At 71.4% G+C, this 19,361-nt stretch carries 19 protein-coding genes; 12 read left to right on the top strand and 7 right to left on the bottom strand.

The window, feature by feature from the left end; all coding sequences use genetic code 11:
• The first annotated feature begins 233 nt into the window (after window positions 1-233).
• Window positions 234-650: a transglycosylase SLT domain-containing protein gene (locus ACHBTE_RS34430; protein WP_394729454.1), complete on the top strand. Its 417-nt coding sequence runs from the start codon at window positions 234-236 to the stop codon at window positions 648-650.
• A 161-nt stretch (window positions 651-811) separates the two neighbouring features.
• Here ACHBTE_RS34430 and ACHBTE_RS34425 read toward each other — a convergent pair whose 3' ends face one another.
• Complete coding sequence (locus ACHBTE_RS34425) at window positions 812-2,047, bottom strand: cytochrome P450 (RefSeq protein WP_394729493.1); 1,236 nt, start codon at window positions 2,045-2,047, stop codon at window positions 812-814.
• A gap of 192 nt (window positions 2,048-2,239) precedes the next feature.
• Here ACHBTE_RS34425 and ACHBTE_RS34420 point away from each other — a divergent pair, with 192 nt between their 5' ends.
• Window positions 2,240-3,409 carry a steroid 3-ketoacyl-CoA thiolase gene (locus ACHBTE_RS34420; protein WP_394729452.1) on the top strand — a complete coding sequence of 390 codons (1,170 nt, stop codon included), beginning with the start codon at window positions 2,240-2,242 and terminating at the stop codon, window positions 3,407-3,409.
• On the opposite strand, the gene ACHBTE_RS34415 is transcribed toward ACHBTE_RS34420, so the two are convergent.
• Entirely contained in the window at window positions 3,393-3,599 is a 207-nt protein-coding gene (locus ACHBTE_RS34415; protein WP_394729450.1) for a DUF397 domain-containing protein, read from the bottom strand. The two genes, ACHBTE_RS34420 and ACHBTE_RS34415, sit on opposite strands and share 17 nt — an antisense overlap.
• The gene (locus tag ACHBTE_RS34410; protein WP_394729448.1) at window positions 3,559-4,407 is read right to left on the bottom strand and encodes a Scr1 family TA system antitoxin-like transcriptional regulator; all 849 of its coding nucleotides are present in this window, start codon (window positions 4,405-4,407) and stop codon (window positions 3,559-3,561) included. Before ACHBTE_RS34410 ends, ACHBTE_RS34415 begins: the two co-directional genes overlap by 41 nt.
• A gap of 92 nt (window positions 4,408-4,499) precedes the next feature.
• Between ACHBTE_RS34410 and ACHBTE_RS34405 the strand changes: the two genes are divergently transcribed.
• The 6 genes from ACHBTE_RS34405 to ACHBTE_RS34380 all read left to right on the top strand — a co-directional run bounded on the left by ACHBTE_RS34405 (window position 4,500) and on the right by ACHBTE_RS34380 (window position 12,872).
• The gene (locus tag ACHBTE_RS34405; RefSeq protein ID WP_394729446.1) at window positions 4,500-4,928 is read left to right on the top strand and encodes an ATP-binding protein; all 429 of its coding nucleotides are present in this window, start codon (window positions 4,500-4,502) and stop codon (window positions 4,926-4,928) included.
• Window positions 4,929-4,988: 60 nt separating this feature from the next.
• The gene (locus ACHBTE_RS34400) at window positions 4,989-5,486 is read left to right on the top strand and encodes a hypothetical protein (protein WP_394729444.1); all 498 of its coding nucleotides are present in this window, start codon (window positions 4,989-4,991) and stop codon (window positions 5,484-5,486) included.
• Window positions 5,487-5,488: 2 nt separating this feature from the next.
• Window positions 5,489-9,961: a hypothetical protein gene (locus tag ACHBTE_RS34395; protein ID WP_394729442.1), complete on the top strand. Its 4,473-nt coding sequence runs from the start codon at window positions 5,489-5,491 to the stop codon at window positions 9,959-9,961.
• On the top strand, window positions 9,958-10,188 hold the full coding sequence (locus ACHBTE_RS34390) for a hypothetical protein (RefSeq protein WP_394729440.1): 231 nt from the start codon (window positions 9,958-9,960) through the stop codon (window positions 10,186-10,188). The genes ACHBTE_RS34395 and ACHBTE_RS34390 overlap by 4 nt, the downstream gene beginning before the upstream one ends.
• Entirely contained in the window at window positions 10,185-11,150 is a 966-nt protein-coding gene (locus tag ACHBTE_RS34385) for a tetratricopeptide repeat protein (protein WP_394729438.1), read from the top strand. Before ACHBTE_RS34390 ends, ACHBTE_RS34385 begins: the two co-directional genes overlap by 4 nt.
• Before the next feature lie 75 nt (window positions 11,151-11,225).
• On the top strand, window positions 11,226-12,872 hold the full coding sequence (locus tag ACHBTE_RS34380) for a hypothetical protein (protein WP_394729435.1): 1,647 nt from the start codon (window positions 11,226-11,228) through the stop codon (window positions 12,870-12,872).
• Window positions 12,873-12,885: 13 nt separating this feature from the next.
• Here the strand turns inward: ACHBTE_RS34380 and ACHBTE_RS34375 are convergent, their stop codons facing one another.
• Window positions 12,886-14,940 carry a bifunctional glycosyltransferase 87/phosphatase PAP2 family protein gene (locus ACHBTE_RS34375; RefSeq protein ID WP_394729433.1) on the bottom strand — a complete coding sequence of 685 codons (2,055 nt, stop codon included), beginning with the start codon at window positions 14,938-14,940 and terminating at the stop codon, window positions 12,886-12,888.
• 266 nt (window positions 14,941-15,206) lie between these two features.
• On the opposite strand from ACHBTE_RS34375, the gene ACHBTE_RS34370 reads away from it, so the two are divergent.
• The gene (locus tag ACHBTE_RS34370; protein WP_394729431.1) at window positions 15,207-15,875 is read left to right on the top strand and encodes an O-methyltransferase; all 669 of its coding nucleotides are present in this window, start codon (window positions 15,207-15,209) and stop codon (window positions 15,873-15,875) included.
• Window positions 15,876-15,888: 13 nt separating this feature from the next.
• Here the strand turns inward: ACHBTE_RS34370 and ACHBTE_RS34365 are convergent, their stop codons facing one another.
• Entirely contained in the window at window positions 15,889-16,281 is a 393-nt protein-coding gene (locus ACHBTE_RS34365; protein ID WP_394729429.1) for a hypothetical protein, read from the bottom strand.
• 98 nt (window positions 16,282-16,379) lie between these two features.
• Here ACHBTE_RS34365 and ACHBTE_RS34360 point away from each other — a divergent pair, with 98 nt between their 5' ends.
• Window positions 16,380-16,805: a DUF1992 domain-containing protein gene (locus tag ACHBTE_RS34360; RefSeq protein ID WP_394729427.1), complete on the top strand. Its 426-nt coding sequence runs from the start codon at window positions 16,380-16,382 to the stop codon at window positions 16,803-16,805.
• Here ACHBTE_RS34360 and ACHBTE_RS34355 read toward each other — a convergent pair.
• Window positions 16,794-17,222 carry a hypothetical protein gene (locus ACHBTE_RS34355; RefSeq protein ID WP_394729425.1) on the bottom strand — a complete coding sequence of 143 codons (429 nt, stop codon included), beginning with the start codon at window positions 17,220-17,222 and terminating at the stop codon, window positions 16,794-16,796. The genes ACHBTE_RS34360 and ACHBTE_RS34355 overlap by 12 nt on opposite strands.
• Window positions 17,223-17,227: 5 nt before the next feature.
• Complete coding sequence (locus ACHBTE_RS34350; RefSeq protein ID WP_394729423.1) at window positions 17,228-17,917, bottom strand: hypothetical protein; 690 nt, start codon at window positions 17,915-17,917, stop codon at window positions 17,228-17,230.
• Window positions 17,918-18,044: 127 nt separating this feature from the next.
• Between ACHBTE_RS34350 and ACHBTE_RS34345 the strand changes: the two genes are divergently transcribed.
• Together ACHBTE_RS34345 and ACHBTE_RS34340 are read left to right on the top strand one after the other, a co-directional pair.
• Complete coding sequence (locus ACHBTE_RS34345) at window positions 18,045-18,662, top strand: dihydrofolate reductase family protein (protein ID WP_394729421.1); 618 nt, start codon at window positions 18,045-18,047, stop codon at window positions 18,660-18,662.
• Between the two features lie 22 nt (window positions 18,663-18,684).
• A complete protein-coding gene (locus ACHBTE_RS34340; protein WP_394729419.1) occupies window positions 18,685-19,179 on the top strand; it encodes a GNAT family N-acetyltransferase in 495 nt (164 codons plus the stop codon).
• Window positions 19,180-19,361: the final 182 nt, after the last annotated feature.

The raw sequence follows: 19,361 nt of genomic DNA, 5'->3' as shown, positions 1-19,361 counted from the left end.
ACCTGCGCATCGAGGGCGCATCGAGAGCCGCGTCACGCGAGAGACCCCCGCCCGGCATACGACCTCAACTAGCAAACAGGCTCATTGCGGACATCTCGCCGGCCTGCTTGTGTGGACGACGTCGCACGGCGCCGACGTGCCCTCAGGGCCTCGGCGCCGGCGCATGTCCCCCGCCTCGCCCCGCGTGGCTCCGGCATGCCCGCGGCGCCCCGGTCCCCGAAGAAAGGTTCTCCGTGTCCGTCGCTTCCACCTTCCGCCGCATCTCTGCCCCGAAGAAGGCCCTCGCCGGTGCCGCTCTGGCCGCCGCCACCGCCGGCACCCTGTTCGCCGCCGCGCCCGCGCAGGCCGCGACGACCGAGGCCGGCTCGGCGCAGAAGATCGCCAAGAAGATGATCTCGGACTCGGCCCAGTACCAGTGCTTCTCGAAGATCGTCGACCACGAGAGCGACTGGGACCCCAACGCCACCAACGCCTCCTCGGGCGCCTACGGCCTCGTCCAGGCGCTGCCGGGCAACAAGATGGCCGCCGCCGGTTCCGACTGGAAGACCAACCCGGCCACCCAGATCGAGTGGGGCCTGGACTACATGAAGGACCGCTACGGCAGCCCGTGCGGCGCCTGGGGCTTCTGGCAGTCGAACGGCTGGTACTGAGCCGGCCGGCCGGCACCGAGCCGACCCCACCCCATGAGCCGAAGGCGGCGGCCCCTGATCCCCGGGGCCGTCGCCTTCGTTCACGTATGAGCACCCGCGTCTCGGGGGAGGCAGGAACGGGGCGCAGGGACAAGGGGTGCTCCTGCCTCCCTCGGGACGCGTCAGCCCGTGCTGACCCGGAGTTCCTTCACACCGTTGATCCACGCCGAGCGCAGTCGGCGGGGGTCGCCGGTGAGTTTCAGATCCGGCATCGCGTCGGCCACCGCGTTGAAGATCAGGTCGATCTCCATGACCGCCAGGGACTTGCCGAGGCAGTAGTGGGGACCGCCTCCGCCGAAGCCCAGATGGGGGTTGGGGTCGCGCGTGATGTCGAAGGTGTCCGGGCGCTCGAAGACCTCGGGATCGTGGTTCGCCGAGGCATAGAAGATTCCTACCCGGTCCCCCTTCCTCAGACTCCTGCCGCCCAGTTCCGTGTCCTGGGTGGCCGTGCGCTGGAAGGCGACCACCGGGGTCGCCCAGCGGACGATCTCCTCGGCCGCCGTGGCGGGCCGCTCCCTCTTGTAGAGCTCCCACTGCTCGGGGTGGGTGAGGAAGGCGTGCATGCCGTGCGTGATGGCGTTGCGGGTGGTCTCGTTGCCCGCGACCGCCAGCATCAGCACGAAGAAGCCGAACTCGTCCGAGCGCAGATTGCCCTCGTCCTCCGCCGCGACCAGGGTCGTGACGATGTCCTTCGCCGGGCATTCCTTGCGGTCCGCGGCCATGTTCATCGCGTAGGCGATGATCTCGGTGGCCGACTCCTGCCCCACCTCCTCGGTGATGGCGTACTCGGGATCGTCGTAGGCGATCATCTTGTTGGACCAGTCGAAGATCTTGGCTCGGTCCTCCTGCGGGACGCCGATCAGTTCGGCGATGGCCTGGAGGGGCAGTTCGCAGGCGATCTCGGTGACGAAGTCGAAGGGGCCGGAGCGGTCCCGGGCGTTCGCGGCGATGTTCAGTGCCCGCGCGCGCAGTCGCTCCTCCAGGGCGCGGATGGCACGCGGGGTGAAGACGCGCTGGACGATCTGGCGGACGCGGGTGTGCTCGGGCGGGTCCATGTTGAGCAGGATCAGCCGCTGGGCGTCGATGGCGTCGCGCTCGATGTGCTCGTTGAAGCGGATGATCGCGGTGTTGAGGGTGGACGAGAACAACTCCGGGTGCGTGGAGACGTACTTGACGTCCGCGTGCCGGGTCACGGCCCAGTAGCCCTCGTCCTGGAATCCGGCCGCGTTGCCCGACTGCGGGATCCAGCAGACCGGTTCGGTGCGGCGCAGCTCGGCGAACTCCGGGAGGGGCACGCGGTGGTGCAGCACATCGGGGTCGGTGAAGTCGAACCCGTCGGGAAGCGCTGGACAGGGCATGGGCAGCTCCTGACGGTCCATCAGCAGAGAGGGTCGTCGTGACGGTAGTAACGGGTTCTACAACAGGCAATAGCCATGAGGGTCCCAATTGCCCGCACACCTCTTGCCGTGGTTGAACCTCCGTCAGCACACTGCAACACAGAACTAGAACGCGTACTAGTTCCGCAGAGCGCTCGGAGAGGATCCGCACCCATGGCTGCCGAACCCGTGATCGTCGAAGCAGTGCGCACCCCGATCGGCAAGCGCGGCGGCGCGCTCGCCAACCTCCACCCCGCCTATCTGCTGGGCGAGACCTACCGCGAACTCCTGGGCCGCACGGGCATCCCCGCCGACTGCGTCGAACAGATCGTCGGCGGCACGGTGACCCACGCCGGCGAGCAGTCCATGAACCCCGCGCGCACGGCCTGGCTGACCATGGGCCTGCCCTACGAGACGGCCGCGACGACCGTCGACTGCCAGTGCGGGTCCTCGCAGCAGGCGTCCCACATGACGGCCAACATGATCGCGGCGGGCGTCATCGACGTGGGGATCAGCTGCGGCATCGAGGCGATGTCCCGGGTGCCGCTGGGCTCGGCGTCCAAGCACGGGCCCGGCAAGCCGTTCCCCGACGAATGGAACGTCGACCTGCCCAACCAGTTCGAGGCGGCGGAGCGGATCGCCCGGCACCGGGGCCTGACGCGGGAGAACGTCGACTCGCTCGGGCTGCGGTCCCAGGAGCGGGCCGCCGTCGCCTGGGCCGAGGAGCGGTTCAAGCGGGAGACGTTCGCCGTGCAGGTCCCGACGACCGAGGAGGAGCAGCGCGCCGGACAGGGCATGTGGCGGCTGGTCGACCGGGACGAGGGGCTGCGCGACACCTCCATGGAGGCGCTGTCCGGCCTCAAGCCCGTCATGCCGACGGCCGTTCATACGGCGGGCAACTCGTCGCAGATCAGCGACGGGGCGGCGGCGATCATGTGGGCGTCGAAGCGGATGGCGCGAGCGCTTAAGCTTCGGCCCCGGGCCCGGATCGTCGCCCAGGCCCTGGTCGGCGCCGACCCGCACTTCCACCTCGACGGCCCCATCGACGCGACGAACGCGGTGCTGGGCAAGGCCGGGATGTCCCTGAAGGACATCGACCTCGTGGAGATCAACGAGGCTTTCGCGTCCGTGGTGTTGAGCTGGGCGCAGGTCTTCGAGCAGGACCTGGAGAAGGTGAACGTGAACGGCGGCGCGATCGCGCTCGGGCACCCGGTGGGGGCCACCGGGGCCCGGCTGATCACTACGGCACTGCATGAACTGGAGCGCGTGGACAAGGAGTTCGCGCTCATCACTATGTGCGCGGGCGGTGGACTGGCGACCGGAACGATTATTCAGCGGCTGTAGCCGACGCCCAGCTGACGAAGGTCGTGAAGGTGGCGGGGTCGATCGTGAGGATCGGTCCCGCCGGGGTCTTGGAGTCTCGGACGGCGACGGTGGTGACCGTCTCGCCGACCTCCACGCAATTGCCGCCTTGGTCGCCGCTGTAGCTGGACTTACGCCACTGGATCCCCGTCAGAATCTCGGTGTTCTCCATAACGCTCCTCCATCACGCGCCGGATCAACTCCGCCGAGTCCTTGAGGGAGAGTGCGGCGGCCTGAAGATGATCGTAACGGAGCGAGCAGTCCTTGACGGTGTCCGGATTAGCAGTGGGATGCCCGCTGCCGTAGCCCTCGGTGTAGACGATGGTGGGGTCGCTCGCAAACCGGTAGAGGTCGAACGAGCCTTGTAGCCCAGCGTGCGCCCCGGTCGAGAACGGCAGTACCTGGATGTTGATCCAGGGCTTGCCCTCGAAGGACAAAAGGTGAGCGAGTTGCTCCCGCATGGTTTCTCGGCCGCCGAACTCCTGGTACAACGCCCCCTCACTGAGGATGGCCCAGAAGACGGGGGGCTCCCCTTGCAGGAAGATGCGCTGGCGGGAGAGCCGTACCGCGGTGCGGTCTTCAAGCTCCGACTGGTCGAGCACGCCGAGCACAGCACGCGCGTAGGCCCTGGTCTGGAGCAGACCATGCATCATGTGCGTCTCGAAGGAGCAAATCTCGACGGCCCGCGCTTGCAGCTCCGCCACCTGTTGAAACCAGGCTGGAAGTTGACTACGCATCACCAGCTCATGCAGCCGGGACAGCAAGCCCCCCGTCCCCAGGGCCACATCGACCCGCTCACTGAACTGCAACGTCGGCAGCTTCCGGGCCGTCTCGATCTGGCCGACCAGGGAGCCGGTGCAGTACACGATGTCCCCGAGCTTCTTCTGCGTCAGCCCGGCATCCTCGCGGCAGCGCCGTAACTCGAAACCGTAGTAGTCGAGTGGCGAGGCGCCCGGGTCGAGGGTGTTGATATGGGTCACGCGGCGGCCCCTCTCACGCAACTCGGCCCACTTCGGGACCTGTTGTATCCGTACCGTAGCCGAGCGTAGTCGCGCGAGGTCACGCTCGTACCGTGAACCAATACATTCCCCCCACCGGCCTGGTCCCCTTCCGCGCCCAGTACCAGCTTCGCCTCACCGTCGGCGAGCACTCCGCCCGGCACATCCGCGCCATCGCCCGCTCGCTGCTGGGCGAGTGGGGGATGCCCGAGCTGACCGACGCCGTGGAGTTGGGCGTGACCGAGCTGGTCGCCAACGTCGTACGGCATGTGCCGGACCGGCGGTGCGACGTACTGATCCTGCGGCGCCCGGGCGGGGTGCGGGTCGAGGTGGTGGACGGCTGTGCGCGGCTGCCCGCCATGCCCGTCGGGGCACGGCCGGATGTCGAGAACGGCCGGGGACTGCTCCTGCTGGACGCGGTGGCCGACAAGTGGGGCGTGGACCGCCTGCATCACGGCGGAAAGGCCGTGTGGTTCGAATGTTGCAGATCCTGTGAAGCGTGAACGCGGCTGCGCGGCATAGGATTTGACGGTTCGTTACGCTCGAGGCGGGGGTGATGGGTGATGACGGAGCCGTTGACGCTGGCAGCCCTGGGCGGGGTGGCGCTCAGTGAGGGCATCAGGTTTCTCTACGCTCAGGCGGACCAGCTGCTCGATCGGCGCCGCGCGCCGCGGGAGGAGGACGCGACTCCCGAACTTCCGGCTCCCGACGCGGCGTTGGTCGACCGGTTCGAGCCGGATCTGCGCGCGCTGATGGCCGAGCTCGCCCCGCAGGTGCGGGACCGGGGCACCGGCACCGACGCCGACAGCGACACGGAGGAGATCCGCCGGAACGCCGAGGCGCTGCGGCGGCTGCTCAGCGCGATCCACGGCACCCATATCGTCGTCGGCCAGGCGTCCCCGGCGACGGTGAAGGGCCGGATCGACGTCGAGGAGGTCGCCGGATACGTCGCCGCCGTCCGCGCCCGCACCGCCCGCGGCAGCATCGAGGTCGACGCCCGCGCCGGGCGGGTGGAAGGGGGCGGCGAGTTCGTCGGGCTCGACGTGGACACCCTGGGCTGAGCATGCGCGGTCATGGGGAGCTGCCGTTCGAGTCACTGGTCCGTGAGCACACAGGCGAGGACTTCGTCGAGCGGCGATGGCTGCACACGGCCATCGAGGAGGCGGTCCGCGACGACTCCAGCCGTCTGGTGCTGGTGACGGGCGAGCCCGGCTCGGGCAAGACCAGTCTGCTCACGGGCCTGGCCAAGGCGCGCCCGGACTGGCTGCGCTACTTCATCCGCGCCGAGGACGACGACGGCACCTCCGCCACCGGGGACATCCACTCGTTCCTGATGTGGACCGGGCATCAGCTCGCCGCTCGGCGGCCCGAACTCTTCGACGAGAAACGCCTGTCGATCGAGGTCACGCAGGAGGTCGGCGAGGTCGCGGACGGGGCGAGTGTCACCGGCATCACGATCGACGACCTGTACGCATCGCCGTTCGGCGAGACCGCGACGCTCAGCGTGCGGCAGAGCGTGGCCGGGATGCGCGGCTCGCTGAGCGGGGTGAAGATCGGCCGGGCCCATCTGAGCCCGCGGCTCCAGGACCCGGACAACCTGGCGCACCTGGCGCTGATCGGTCCGGCGCGGGTGCTGCTGAAGGAGGACCCCGCCGCCCGGATCGTGATCCTGCTCGACGCCCTGGACGAGGCGACCGCGCCGCCCGCGGGCCGGCCGGGCCTGCTGGACTGGCTCGCCGGGAGTGCGCGGCTGCCGCGCAACGTCCGTGTCGTCGTGACTTCCCGCCCGCACGCGGACCTGCGGCAGCTGACCGCGCCGGGCGCGACGACGACCACCCTCGATCTGGATCCCGCCCACCGGCAGGTCGGCGACGACCTGGTCCGCTACGCCCGCAACGCCCTCGGCACCCCGGAGATCCTCACCGCCGCGCAGGAAAGGGGCCTGTTCCCGGACGAGTTCCAGCGGCAGGTCGCCCGCCGCGCCGGCGGCAACTTCCTGTACGTCGCGAGCTATGCGCGAGCGCTGTCCGACGCCATCGAGCTCGGCAACGAGGACATGGCCGTCCGGCTGTTCGACCTCGACGGGCTGCCACCGGATCTCGCGGGCATCTACGGGGTGCTCGTCGACGCGGCGCGCCAGGCGGTGGAGGGCATCGGGAAGGCCGCGCTCGGGGATCAGCGCGAGGTCTATGTCTGGGAGAGCATCGGGCAGCCCGTCCTCGGCATCCTGACCGTGGCCAGGGAGCCGTTGCCGGAGAGCGTGCTCATCGAGCTGTCCGGCCTGACCGGTCAGCGGCGTCATGTGCGCAATGTGCTGCGGCATCTGCGCTGGCTGATCGTCCGCCGCGCCGACCGGATCGCCCTGTTCCACACGTCGGTCGGCGAGTACCTGGTCGGAGAGCAGGCGGACCGGGAGTACCCGGAGTGCGCGGTCGAGGAGACCGAGTGGCACGAGCGGATCGTGCGGCACTACCGAGGCTCGGCGGCGAGCTGGCAGGAGGTCGACTGGTCGCGGGTCGACCCGTACGGGCTGGTGCATCTGGTCGAACACCTGCTGCGCAGCGGGCGTCCGGCCGCCGCCGGCGAGGCCGTCGAGCTGGTCTGCCCGGGGCTGTCACGGGCGATCAGGGTGGCGTTCGGGGCCGAGCGCAGATTCCTCGAACTCGTCGACCGTGTCGCCCGGCACATCGCCCGGACCGCGCCGGTGCGGGAGGGGCTGCCGCGGCTGACGTATCTCGGCGTCGTACGTCATCAGGCGGCGCAGTCCAGCAGTGCGCTGCCACCCCGCGCGCTCGGGCTGCTGGCCCGGCTGGGCCGGCTGAAGGAGGCCCTGGAGCACGCCTCCGGGATCGCGCCGTCGATGCACCGCTTCGCGGCGGTCGCGGAGATCTGGCGGTACGCGCACCCGGGGCCCCACGACCCGTCGGCCGAGGAGCTGTTGGAGCTGCTCGTGGAGACGGCGCTCACCATCCCCCGGCACGGCACGAAGTACTACCGCGAACACGAGGCGCGCAGCGCGATGGCGATGGCTGCACGGCTGCTCGCGCCCCATGATCTCGACCGGGCGGTGCGGCTGTGGGAATACGGGCTGGCGGCCGAACAACAGCCCTCGGCGCGTGGCGAGTTGCCCGACGGCCTGTGCCGGGCAGCCGCGGCGGCCGAGCCGGACCCGGACCGGGCCTGCGCGATCATCGAGAGGATCAGCGCCGACCGCTGCGCGGACTACCTGGACCTGGCGGAGCGAGTGGCGCCCGAGCGGCTCGCCGAGGTGCTGCACAGGGCCGAGTCCTGCCTGGACACCGCCAGACCGGCGGCCCAGGTCGTCGCGCTGGCGAGACTGGCCGCGCTGTGGGCCCCGCACGAACCGGACACCGGGCGCCGGTTCCTGGCGCGGGTGCGGGCGCAGGTCTTCGAGGCCGCCGGCGAGGAGGGCCTCGCCGGTCGGTTGACGAGGGCGGCGGAGGTCCTGGCCGACGTGGACCGGACCACCGCCCGCCTCCTGCTGTCCCGCCTGGACACGATGGTGGTCGACGGCCGTACGGAAAACGCGGTCCTCGAAGCCGCCGGGCTGTTCAGCCGCTGGGGATCGCCGGAGCGGGCGCAAACCCTCGTCGACCGCTATCTCGCCTGGGCCAAGACGTCCTGGGCCGAGCACAGCGCTCTGTCGGCGCTGGGGCGGTCGAGCCGCGCGCAGGAACTGCGGCTGCTGGAAGCCGAGTACGCCGAGTTCCGCGACCCGCCGGAGGAACGGCGCAAGGGGCGGCTGCTCGGTGTGCGGCGCGACGACGACCTCGTGCGCATCATCCAGCGCATGGCCCGGCTCGATCCCGCCCGGGCGGCCCGGATCGCCGAGGACGTGCAGCGCACCTCCTGGAACGACAGCGGAATGTGGAGCCATTACTTCGAGACCGCGGCCGGGGACCCGGACCGGGGGATCTACGGCAGCGACCGGTACTCGGTCCTCGCCGGTATCGCGCACATGCACGTCGCCAGAGGCGAGATCGACGAAGCCCGCGTGATCCTGGAGGACCTGCTCCGCCGTACGGAAGGTCCCGCGCTGCTCGGCGGGCGGGGCGGCTACGGCTCGGAGCTCGTCGTCTCCTCGCCCGAACCGCCCCGCGGCGCCGGTGCCGGCAACCCTCCGCCGGGGGTGAACATGGACGCGATCATGCTGATGTTCAACCTGAGCCATGAATGGGCCGGCCGCGCGCGCACCCACTTCTACCGCGACCCGGCCGACATCGTCCGCGCCGTCGAACTCGGCTCGCACAGCAGCCTGGCCAGGGTGGTGCGCGGCCTCGCGAGCCGGCTCGCACACCGCGACCGGGACCGGGCGCTCGCCCTCGTGCGCTCGCTCGCGGACCCGGCGGAACGGGCCATCGGCTTCACCGAGTTGCATGTGGCCGCGCACGGCCTCGACAGCGGCCGGTCCCATCACGGCCCGGAGGCGGATGCCTTCTCCCAGGAGGCCGACCGCGCGCTCGCGCAGCTGCCGCACCACAGGTGGTCCATGTCCGGCGGCGACGACGCGGAGAAACGGGCCTGGGCCTACGTCCGCCCCGACCACCGGGTGCACTTCGAACTGGCCCTGCGCGCGCTGACCTGCCGGCCCCAGGACTCGCAGGCCATCGAGAAGCTGCCGTACCTGGCCCACGCGGCACAGCTGTCCTCGATCGCCTGGTTGTCCGGGCTCTACGCCGACCTCAAGGTCAAGGGGCAGCGCCCGGCGCCGGTCTTCGAGGAGCTGCACCTGGCGCTCCTCGCTCCCCCGCAACGCGCGAACCCCGAGGACGCGCTGACCGACAGCGCCAGGGCCGCGGCGGCCCACCACGAGTTCCGGATCTCCCGCGAGGTGCCGGGACACCGCTCCCGAGTCCGGCAGGTGGTCATCGAGAACCCCGTCTACGCCGCCGCGGTCGACCTGGTGACCCCCGCGCCGGGCGCGCCGCTCAGCTCCGCCTTCACGCGGCGCGTACGGGACATGCTGACCGAGGGCCCGCTGCCCGCCGCCGCGCAACTGCTCGCCTTCGCCGCGGAGGCCCGCCCCGAACACCGGCTCGAATTACGGGAGTTGGCCGCGCAGCTCATCGCGCGGGCCGATGACGGCTCCGCGAGCGGCGTGGACGCTTTGGCCTCCCTCGCGGCGGCCCCGCTCCTGGGCGACCTGGTGGATCCCGTGGCCCTGGTGGACCGGGCCGAGCGCTGCACGTTCCGCTGGCCGGGCGAGCACTGGATACCCCGGGACGTGGTCGCCCGGCTGTTCCCGGTGCTGCTGGAGCGCGCCCCGGACGCCGCGCTGCGCAAGTTCTACGAAGTCGCCTCCACGGACTGGGGCTTCGCCATGTCACTCCTGGACCACGCCACGGATGCCCTGATCGCCGCCCTCGGCCCCGAAGCCGCCACCGAACTCACCTCGGCCGTCACCCACGGCCTCACCTGCACCTCCCCCGACGGCACGGCACCACGGGTCGTGGACGGCGTCCGCCCGGCGGACCTGGTCACCGGGGGCGCGGGGCGGGACGGGTGGACGGCATGACGTATCCCGTGGATCCCGCCCTGCTGAGCGCGCACACCGAAGCCGCCGCCCGGCGCGCCCCGGCCCGCCCCCACGGGCTCACCTGCGCCTCACGCCGCTCGGCACCGCAAGCCGTGGACGGCAGCCGTCCGACCGACCCCGGCTCGACACCACGGATCGCGGACGCCGTCCGCCCGGCGGACCTCGACACCGCCGTGGGCGCGGGGCAGGGCGGGTGGACGGCATGACGTATCCCGTGGATCCCGCCGTGCTGCGGGTGCACGCCGAGGTCGTGGAAGTGTTCCGGGCGGGCACCGGCGACCTGGCGGGGGTGTGCCGCGCCGCCCGTGACCGGCTCGCGGGGCTGCCGGGGCTCGATGCCCGGGAGCCGCGATCGTGGAGCTCCTACCGGCTGGTCACCGCGGACGCACTGACCCTGCTCGGCTACCTGCGGGAGACCGGCGTCGAGACCAGTGAGCCCGCGTCCTTCCGCGCGCTGCTGATCGACGTCCTCAGGTACCTCTACGAGGCCGAGCAGCCTGCGCTCGGCGTCCTGCCGGCCAGGTTCCTCCACCAGGACTGGACGGCCCGGCTCGGCGCCTCGCACGCCGCCACCGTCGATGTCGCCGAGCGTCTCGCGGCGTGCCTGTTCGCGCTGGGCGAGACCGAGCAGAGTCGGCCCCTGTTCGAGGAGGTGCTGCGGCTGCGCACGCGGGTGCGCGGCGCCGACGACCCGGCGACCCTGCTCGCGGCGTGCAACCTGGGCGCGTGTTTGGCGCTGGACCAGGTCCACGACGCGGCGCTGCGGCTGACCGAGGACACCGCCGAGCGCTGTGAGCGGCTGCTCGGCGCCGACCACGAGACCACCTTGCTGGCCATCGCCAACCTGGCCGCCACCCTGTCCGCGCTCGGCGCGCACGACCGTGTCCTCGCCCTGCGCCGGGACGTGCTCGCGCGGCGCCGAAGGATCTCCGGCGAGGACTCCGTGCTGACCCTGCGGGCCGAGGCCGGCGTCGCCGACACCCTGCACGAGCTCGGGCAGCACGAAGCGGCACGGGCCCTCAACGCCGCTCTGCTGCCCCGCTTCGAGCGCGTAGCCGGCAGGGACCACTCGGGCACCCGGCGCACCCGCGCCCGCCTCGAGCAGAACCTCCGCGCGCTGGGACGGGACGAGGAAGCGGACGAAGTCGGCGGAAAGCCACGGTTCTGACGGCCCCCTCGCACCCACCCGGGCCCACCCGGGCCCACGATGAACGTTCCCGCCCCGTTCGGCGTCTACGATCACGTGGCCGCAGCCGAACTCAACACCAGGACCCGCCTCGACGCCCCCGAGTCGGCGCCCCCTGGCCGTCAGCCGCTCCCGCGCAGGCTGTGGACCCGCCACCGCGTGCCCCTGCTGGCCACGCTCCCCACGCTTCCCCTCTACGCGGTCTGGGCCCTGTTCCTCGCCACCGGCGGCGGCGATCTGGCCGCCCAGGAGGCATGGGCCGGCTTCGCGGAACGGCACGGCGAATCGGCGTACAACCTCTTCTGGTACGGCGGTACGCACACCGCCAACTACAGCCTGATATCCCCGTACCTGATGGCCGCCCTGGGCGTCCGCACGGTCACCGTCGTCTCCGGCGTCGCGGCCACCTGGCTCGCGGCCGTCCTGCTCACCCGGGTCGAGGGCCTGCGAAGACCGGTCGGCCCGGCCCTCCTCGCGTCCTTCGCCCTGTGGTGCAACGTGGCCTCCGGCCGCACCACCTTCGCCCTCGGCGTCGCCTTCGGGCTCGCCGCCTGCCTGCTGCTCACCCGTGAGCGGCGGATCGTCCTCGCCGCCGGATACGCCGTCCTCGCGACCATGGCGAGCCCCGTGGCGGGCCTGTTCCTGGTGGTCGTGGGCGCCGCCCACCTGCTGAGCCGCGACCTCGGCCGCGCCCTCGCCCTGCTGGTACCGCCCGCGGTCACCGTAGGGGTGACGAGCCTGCTCTTCCCCTTCAAGGGCGAGCAGCTGATGTCCATGGACCGCGTCTGGCCGCCCTTCCTCCTGGGCCTGGCCGTCACGCTCATCGCCCCCCGCACCTGGCGCGTCGCCCGCTGGAGCGGCGCCGTCTACGCGGCCGGGACCGTCCTGACGTACCTCATCGCCTCCCCCATAGGCACGAACGTCGAGCGCTTCGCCGAGCTGTTCGCGCCCGCCGCCCTGCTCGCCGTACTGCTGGCGCGGCCCTCGCTCGCCGGGTTCCGCCGAAAGCTGCTCGTCGTCGCCCTGGTGTTCTCCGTCGGCTGGGTCGGCAAGAAGACCGCCGACGATCTCTATGTCTCCACGGTCGTGCCCGGCTGGGCCACCGAGACCCAGGGCGTGGTCCGCGCCCTCGACCGCCTCGGCGCCGACCACACCCGCGTCGAGGTCGTCCCGGCCCGCAACCACCGCGAGGCCAGCGGTCTCGCCCCGCACATCAACATGGCCCGCGGTTGGAACCGCCAGCTCGACATGGAACGCGCCCGGCTGTTCTACGACGGCTCGTTCTCGGCCGCCACTTACCGCAAGTGGCTGGACCGCTGGGCCGTCGGCTTCGTCGTGCTCCCGATGGGCCGTCCCGACGGCTACGCCAAGGTCGAGGCACGGCTGATCCGCGAGGACCGGCCCGAGTGGCTGGAGCCGGTGTGGCAGGACGACGAGTGGCGGGTGTACCGGGTGCGAAACGCGGTGCCGCTGGTCACCGAACCCGCGAGCGTGGTGTCGACGTCCGCCGCCGACGTCGTCGTACGCATGTCGCGCGCCGGGACCGCGACCGTGCGGGTGGCCTACTCACCCTGGCTGCACGCCGACGGCGGCGGCTGCCTCGCCCCCGAGGGCGAGTTCACCCGCCTCACCGTCTCCGCCCCCGGCGTATACCGCATCAGCTCGGAGTACGGCCCCGCACCAGGACCGGGAGGCCACTGCTGACCCGGCCCACGGCTCAGCCCGGAGCCCGGCCTCCCACCAGCACCGGCGAGCCACGGCCGACCTCGTCCGCCCGGCCCGTCACCGCCTTGGCGCGCGGCCCCTGGAACAGGTACGTCACCGCGAAACCACCGGCGACGACCAGCGCGCCGCCGAGCGCGTCCAGCACCCAGTGGTTGCCGGTGACGACGATCGCGGTGACGGTGAAGAGCGGGTGCAGCAGGCCCAGTGCCTTCAGCCACCAGCTGCGGGCGAGGATGAGGACGACCAGGCCGCACCACAGGGACCAGCCGAAGTGCAGGGACGGCATCGCCGCGTACTGGTTGGTGAGCTCGGTGAGGGTGCCGTAGTCGGGCTGGGAGAAGTCCTGCGGGCCGTGGACGGTGTCGATGAAGCCGAGGCCGGGCATCAGGCGCGGCGGGGCGAGCGGGTAGAGCCAGAAGCCGATCAGGGCGAAGACGGTGGCGAAGCCGATGGCGGTGCGGGCCCAGCGGTAGTCGACCGGGCGGCGCCAGTACAGGACGGCGAGAATGGCGAGCGGGACACCGAAGTGGAACGACTCGTAGTAGAAGTCGAAGAAGTCCCGCAGCCAGTCGACCTTCACGACGGCGTGGTTGGCCCAGTACTCGATGTCGATGCTCAAGGCACGCTCGATGGAGTGGACCTCCTCGCCGTGCTCCTCGGCGGTGACCCGGCCGGCCGAGTTGGAGTCACCGGCCGCGGCGAGCCGGATCTGGGCGTACGCGTAGTAGGTGACCCGGATCAGCAGCAGCTCGAACAGCAGGTTCGGACGGCTGAGCACCCGGCGCAGGAACGGCACCAGCGGGATGTGCCGGAAACGCGCGGGGACCGGGTCCGCGTACCGGGTCGGGACAGGCGTCCGCCAGTACGGCGAGGTCCGCGACAGGAACGGGACGACGACGGCCGTGACGAGCGCGGCCAGCAGGATCAGATCGGCGCGCAGGGGCTGCAGCAGCGGCTTGTCCGGGACCATCGTCCTCGCGGGCAGCGTCATCACCAGGACGACGGCGACCGGCCACACGTACCGGTCGCAGGACCGCCTGCCGACCCGGCCGACGACCGCGAGCAGCACCCACAGCAGCTGGTGCTGCCAGGCGGTGGGCGAGACGACTATGGCGGCACAGCCGGTGATCGCGACGGCGAGCAGGAGCTGACCGTCATGGGCGTAGCGCACGGCGCGGCGCAGGGCGACGACGGCGACGGCACCGCCGAGCACGAAGAAGAGGGCGATCTCCAGCGGACCGGTGAGCCCCAGCCGCAGCAGCGCGCCGTGCAGCGACTGGTTGCCGAGGTCGTCGGCGCGTCCGCCGAGGCCGACGCCGGCCATGTGATGGACCCAGTAGGTGTACGAGTCGTGCGGCATCGCCGCCCAGGCGAGCAGGGTGCTCGCGCCGAACGTGGCCCCCGCGGACAGCGCGGCCCGGCGACGGCCGGTGCAGTACAGCAGTGGCGTGAACAGCAGCAGGGTCGGCTGGAGCGCGGCGGCGAGGCCGATGAGCACACCGCCGGCGCGCTCGCCGCGTACGACGAAGCAGCCGAGCAGGACGAGCAGGACCGGGATGATGCTGGTCTGCCCGAGGTAGAGGGTGTTGCGCACCGGCAGCGACAGCATCAGCAGGGTGATCGCGACGGGCGCCGCCAGCAGGGAGACCCGGCGGGTCACGGGCTGTGGCAGGGCACGGGCGGCGACCAGCCCGAGGGCGACGACCAGCAGAAGGGTGCCGAAGGTCCAGCCCCAGCCGAGGGCCTGCTCGGCGGCCCGGGTCAACGGCTTGAGGGCGAGTCCGCCGAACGGTGTACCGGTGAACTGCGTCGAGTCGTACAGCGAACCCTTCACATGAAGGACGCCGTTCGGGCCGACCCAGGTCTCCAGATCCGTCAGCCGCTCCCCGCGCGGGCTACCGAGGACGACGGCCACTTCCCGCAGGGCGAGCAGGGCCACGATCAGCCACAGACCGAGCCGTGTCACACGCAGGCGCGCCTGGACCGTGCCGACGGCCGTCGCTCCGAGAGCCTCCGCCGGTCGCCCGCCGTGATCCGCTTTCGCCACGCCTCGTCGGCCTCCCGCCTCGTTCGTCCAGTCTCACGAGTAAGGAATCTCTACGAACCCTATGCGGCTCGCGCCACCTCCACGAGAGACGCAGGCCACCCCCGCTTCACCTGACGTCCGCTCTGCTTTTGTCCACATGAAGATAGTCGCCGGCCCGACACCGACGCCGCCGCCTGCGCCGATCGGCCGAATCGACCATGCTGGTACCCCTGGCGGCAGCAACAGCCCGGTCAGCGGTTCCGATCAGCCTTACGAAAGGTGACGCGATGAGCGACGCGCAGCTCTGGGACGACGTCGACGAGTACTTCTCCGCCCAGCTCTCACCGGACGACGAGGTGCTGCAGGCGACCCTGCGCAACAGCGAGGCCGCCGGGCTCCCGTCGATCGCCGTCAGCCGCCCCCAGGGCAAGCTCTTGCAGCTCCTCGCCGAGATCCAGGGTGCCCGCACCATCCTGGAGATCGGCACCCTGGGCGGCTACAGCACCATCTGGCTGGCCCGCGCCCTGCCCGCCGACGGCAGGCTGATCTCGCTGGAGTACAGCGCCAAGCACGCCGAGGTCGCCGTCCGCAACATCGCACGGGCGGGCCTGGACAAGATCGTCGAGGTGCGGGTGGGTGCGGCCCTGGAGTCGCTGCCCAAGCTGGCCGACGAGAACCCGGCCCCCTTCGACCTGGTCTTCATCGACGCCGACAAGGCGAACAACCCGCACTACGTCGACTGGGCTCTGCGGCTGACCAGCACGGGCAGCCTGATCGTCGTCGACAACGTGGTGCGCGGCGGCCGGGTCGTCGACGCCGACAGCACCGAGCCCGACGTCCGGGGCACCCGGGCCGCCCTCGAACTGATCGCCGGCCACCCCAGGTTGAGCGGCACGGCGATCCAGACGGTGGGCTCCAAGGGCTACGACGGTTTCGCGCTGGCCCGCGTGCTCTGAGCCGGGGCGCGCATCAAGCCTCGTGGTAGAAGCCGACGTTGACGCTGCGCGGGGCGGTGCGGTCGTGGATGACGATCTCTCCGCTGCCGCCCCTGGGCAGCGGCACCGTCCCGCCGTACGCGATCGGCTGGGCGTACTCCCCGACCGTCAGCCGCACCTCGGAGGACGGGTCGGGCTGGGAGCCGCGCAGCCAGGTCACCTGCCAGCCGCCGTCGGGGCCGCACAGGAACTCCAGGTGCACCCGGGAGACGAACAGCCAGTCGTCCGGCGTCGCCAGCCGGCACACGGCCTTGTCCCGGCCGCACCGCAGCAGCGCGCCCGGCTCGCTGGGCGCGTCGGCCATGAGCATGCCGGCCGTGGCACCCTCGTCCGCCGCGGACACGGCGGCCATGGTGAGTTCGAGCACGAGCGCTCCTTCTGAAACGTCCTGGTACAGCGGCCGGTTTGGCCACCGACGCCGCATGATAAATCGACCGGCACCACCGCGTCCGGCACAATGAACTCATGACCGAGCGAAAGCCCCCCGGTGTCCCGTTCGAGTCCTGGGTCGACAAGCAGATCCACGACGCGCAGGAGCGCGGCGACTTCGAGAGACTGCCCGGTGCGGGCAGGCCACTGCCGGCCGACCTGGAATCGCCGTACGACGAACTGTGGTGGGTCAAGCGCAAGATGGCCCGCGAGGGCCTGTCGGTCCTGCCCCCGGCCCTGGCCCTGCGCAAGGAGGCGGAGGACGCGCTGACGGCCGCCTACGCGGCACCGTCGGAGCGGACGGTCCGGAAGATCATCACGGACGTGAACGTCAAGATCCGCGACATGCTGCTGAAGCCGCCGCCCGGCCCTCCCCTGGGCCGCAAGCCGTACGACGTCGAAGAGGTCGTACGCGAGTGGCGGGAGCGCCGGACGGCGGCGAAGGACGGCTCAGACGTGTAGCAGCCGCTCCGCGAGCTCACGGTAGTCGCGCAGGGCGAGCCGCAGCTGCTCGGTGTCGGCGGACGACTCGGTCGCGCCCTCGGCCCGGTCCGCGGACTGCCAGGTCCCGCGCAGGGTCCGGCGCCGCTGGGTCACCGCCTCGGTGAAGCGGGCGGCGAGCTCCTCCAGGACGTGATCGGCTTCTTCGACGGCGGCCCGGGGCCTGTCGACGAAGGTGGCGACCGCGTGCTGGAGCTTCAGCTCGAACGTGTCGGACTCGTCGTGCGAAACGAACGGAACGCCCGCGCGCCCGCCGTCCGCGGCACCACCGCCGAGACCCTTGGCCGGCGGGTGCTCCACCCCACCGGTGGCCGCGACCGGCTCCGTCTTCCCCGCCGGGCCGATCCCCGCCCCCTTGCCGGTGATCGCATCCGTCATGTCACTCAACTCCCCTTGGCGTGACGGGTGAACGTCCACGGCAGATGGCTGCGGTGTCCGTTGCTGCGGGCGGGCGTGCGCTCGCCGGCGTCCTTGCGGGACTCATGGGCCTCACGGGAGGCCCCGTGATGACGGTCGACCGGGCCCGTCAGTGCCTCGAACAGCGCCCGGGCCTCGACCATGGCCTCGCGCATCGCCTCCGTGCCCTGCCCCTGGCCGTCCCGTCCGTCACCGACGGGCGCGTGGGCGGCGCGGTGCACACGCCGGTAGCCGTGCACATGGGGGGCGTGGTGCACGGACAGCGCGCCGACCTGCTCCTCGTACTGCGCGCCCTCCGGGAAACCCCGGGCGTGCGCCAGCTCCGCGAGCAGCCGGTCCGCCTCCTGCACGGCCTCCCTCGGCGAGTCGACGAAGTGCTCCTGGGCCGCCGTCCAGCGAGCCTCGAAGCGCTCGAGCTCGGTCGGCTCCAGCGACCGCTGACGCAGTCCGCCGTGCCGCTCGACCAGCTGGGCGAGCTCCCGCTCGGCGGCCTTGGTGTCGCCGTCGTGCCGGGCCACTGCCCGCTCGTATTCGGGCCCGAAGCGCCGCTTCAGACCTCCACCGCCCCGCGCACCGCGAGCGCGCAGGGCCAGGGCGACGCCGAACATCACGACGACCGCCGCAATCACGATGAAAACGATCAGACCTGTGGACATGAGGGGCGGGTTGCCCCGAGAAGCCCTCTCAAACTGCCCCGCATTCAACGACTCCGGCGTGTCGATCCGCCACCGCCCCGATCGACGCAAGGGTGAAGGCACCAACCCCGACCGAGGAGAGAGAGTCATGAGTGAGGTCATCGCCCAGCTGACGATGTCGCTGGACGGCTACATCGCGGGCCCGGACTCCGGCCGCGAACACCCCCTGGGCATCGGCGGAGAGCGCCTGCACCGGTGGGTGTTCGGGCTGCGCAGCTGGCGCCGGGAACAGGGCCTCAAGGGCGGCACGGGCGGCCCCGAGGACGACATGGTCGCCGAGTGGATCCAGCGCTTCGGCGCGGTCGTCATGGGTCACGGCATGTACATCACCGGCGAGGCCCCCTGGGGCGACAACCCGCCCTTCCACCTGCCGGTCTACGTGGTCACCCACCACGCCCGCGAGCCCTTGGTCAAGGAGGGCGGCACCACCTTCCACTTCGTCACCGGCGGCCCCGAACAAGCCCTCGCCCTGGCCCGGGAGTCGGCGGGCGACAAGGACGTCTCCCTGGCGGGCGGCGCGGACCTCGTTCAGCAGTTCATCCGCGCCGGCCACCTGGACGAGATCCTCCTCCACGTCGTCCCCGTCCTGATCGGCGAAGGAGGCCGCCGCCTCTTCGACAACATCGGCGACAAGCACATCGAATGGCACAAGACCGAGGTACTGGACGCCCCCGAGGCCACCCATATTCGCTTGCGAGCCCACTGACTCCTCCCCCAAAAATGCCCCCATGACCTGGACCGTCACCCCCGAACCCCCCGACTCCCCCACCGCCACCGCGCTCTGGAGGGCGTACTACACAGAGGTCAGCGACCGCTACTACCTCCGGCACAACGGCCACCGCACCGATCCGACAGAACTGGAACGCGAAATCGAGGCCCACACCAGCGCCGAACTGATACCACCCACAGGCCAGTTGCTCGTGGCCCACTGGTCGGGCGAACCGTCCGGCACAGCGGGCGTACGCCTGCTGACCCCACAAACCGCGGAGCTCACCCGGGTGTTCGTCCACGAGTCACTGCGCGGCAAGGGCGGCGGCCCCCTCCTCGTCCGTTCCGCGGAGAGTGCGGCCCGTGCACTGGGCGCCACCCACATGATCCTGGACACCCGCACCGACCTGGTGGAGGCCCGCACCCTCTACACCCGCCTCGGCTACGAGGAGACGCCCCCACACAACAACGGCCCGTACGCCGAGCACTGGTTCACCAAGAACCTGAAGCCATAGGCGCACCCCACGGCGGGTCAGCCGCGTACGGCGGCGAGCAGCCCCCGCCGGGGCGCACCCCGGACGGCGGGGTAGCCGCGTAAGGCGGGAAGGGGCCGGGGTGGGGGGTGTCCGCCCGCAGCGGCCGGCGTCAAGAAGCCGTACTGCCCATCAAGGCCCAACCGCCGGACCGAGGACGGACA

Origin of the sequence: Streptomyces sp. M41, assembly GCF_043673425.1 — a bacterium.
Taxonomy (GTDB): domain Bacteria; phylum Actinomycetota; class Actinomycetes; order Streptomycetales; family Streptomycetaceae; genus Streptomyces.
This window is presented reverse-complemented; position numbering and strand designations above follow the sequence as displayed.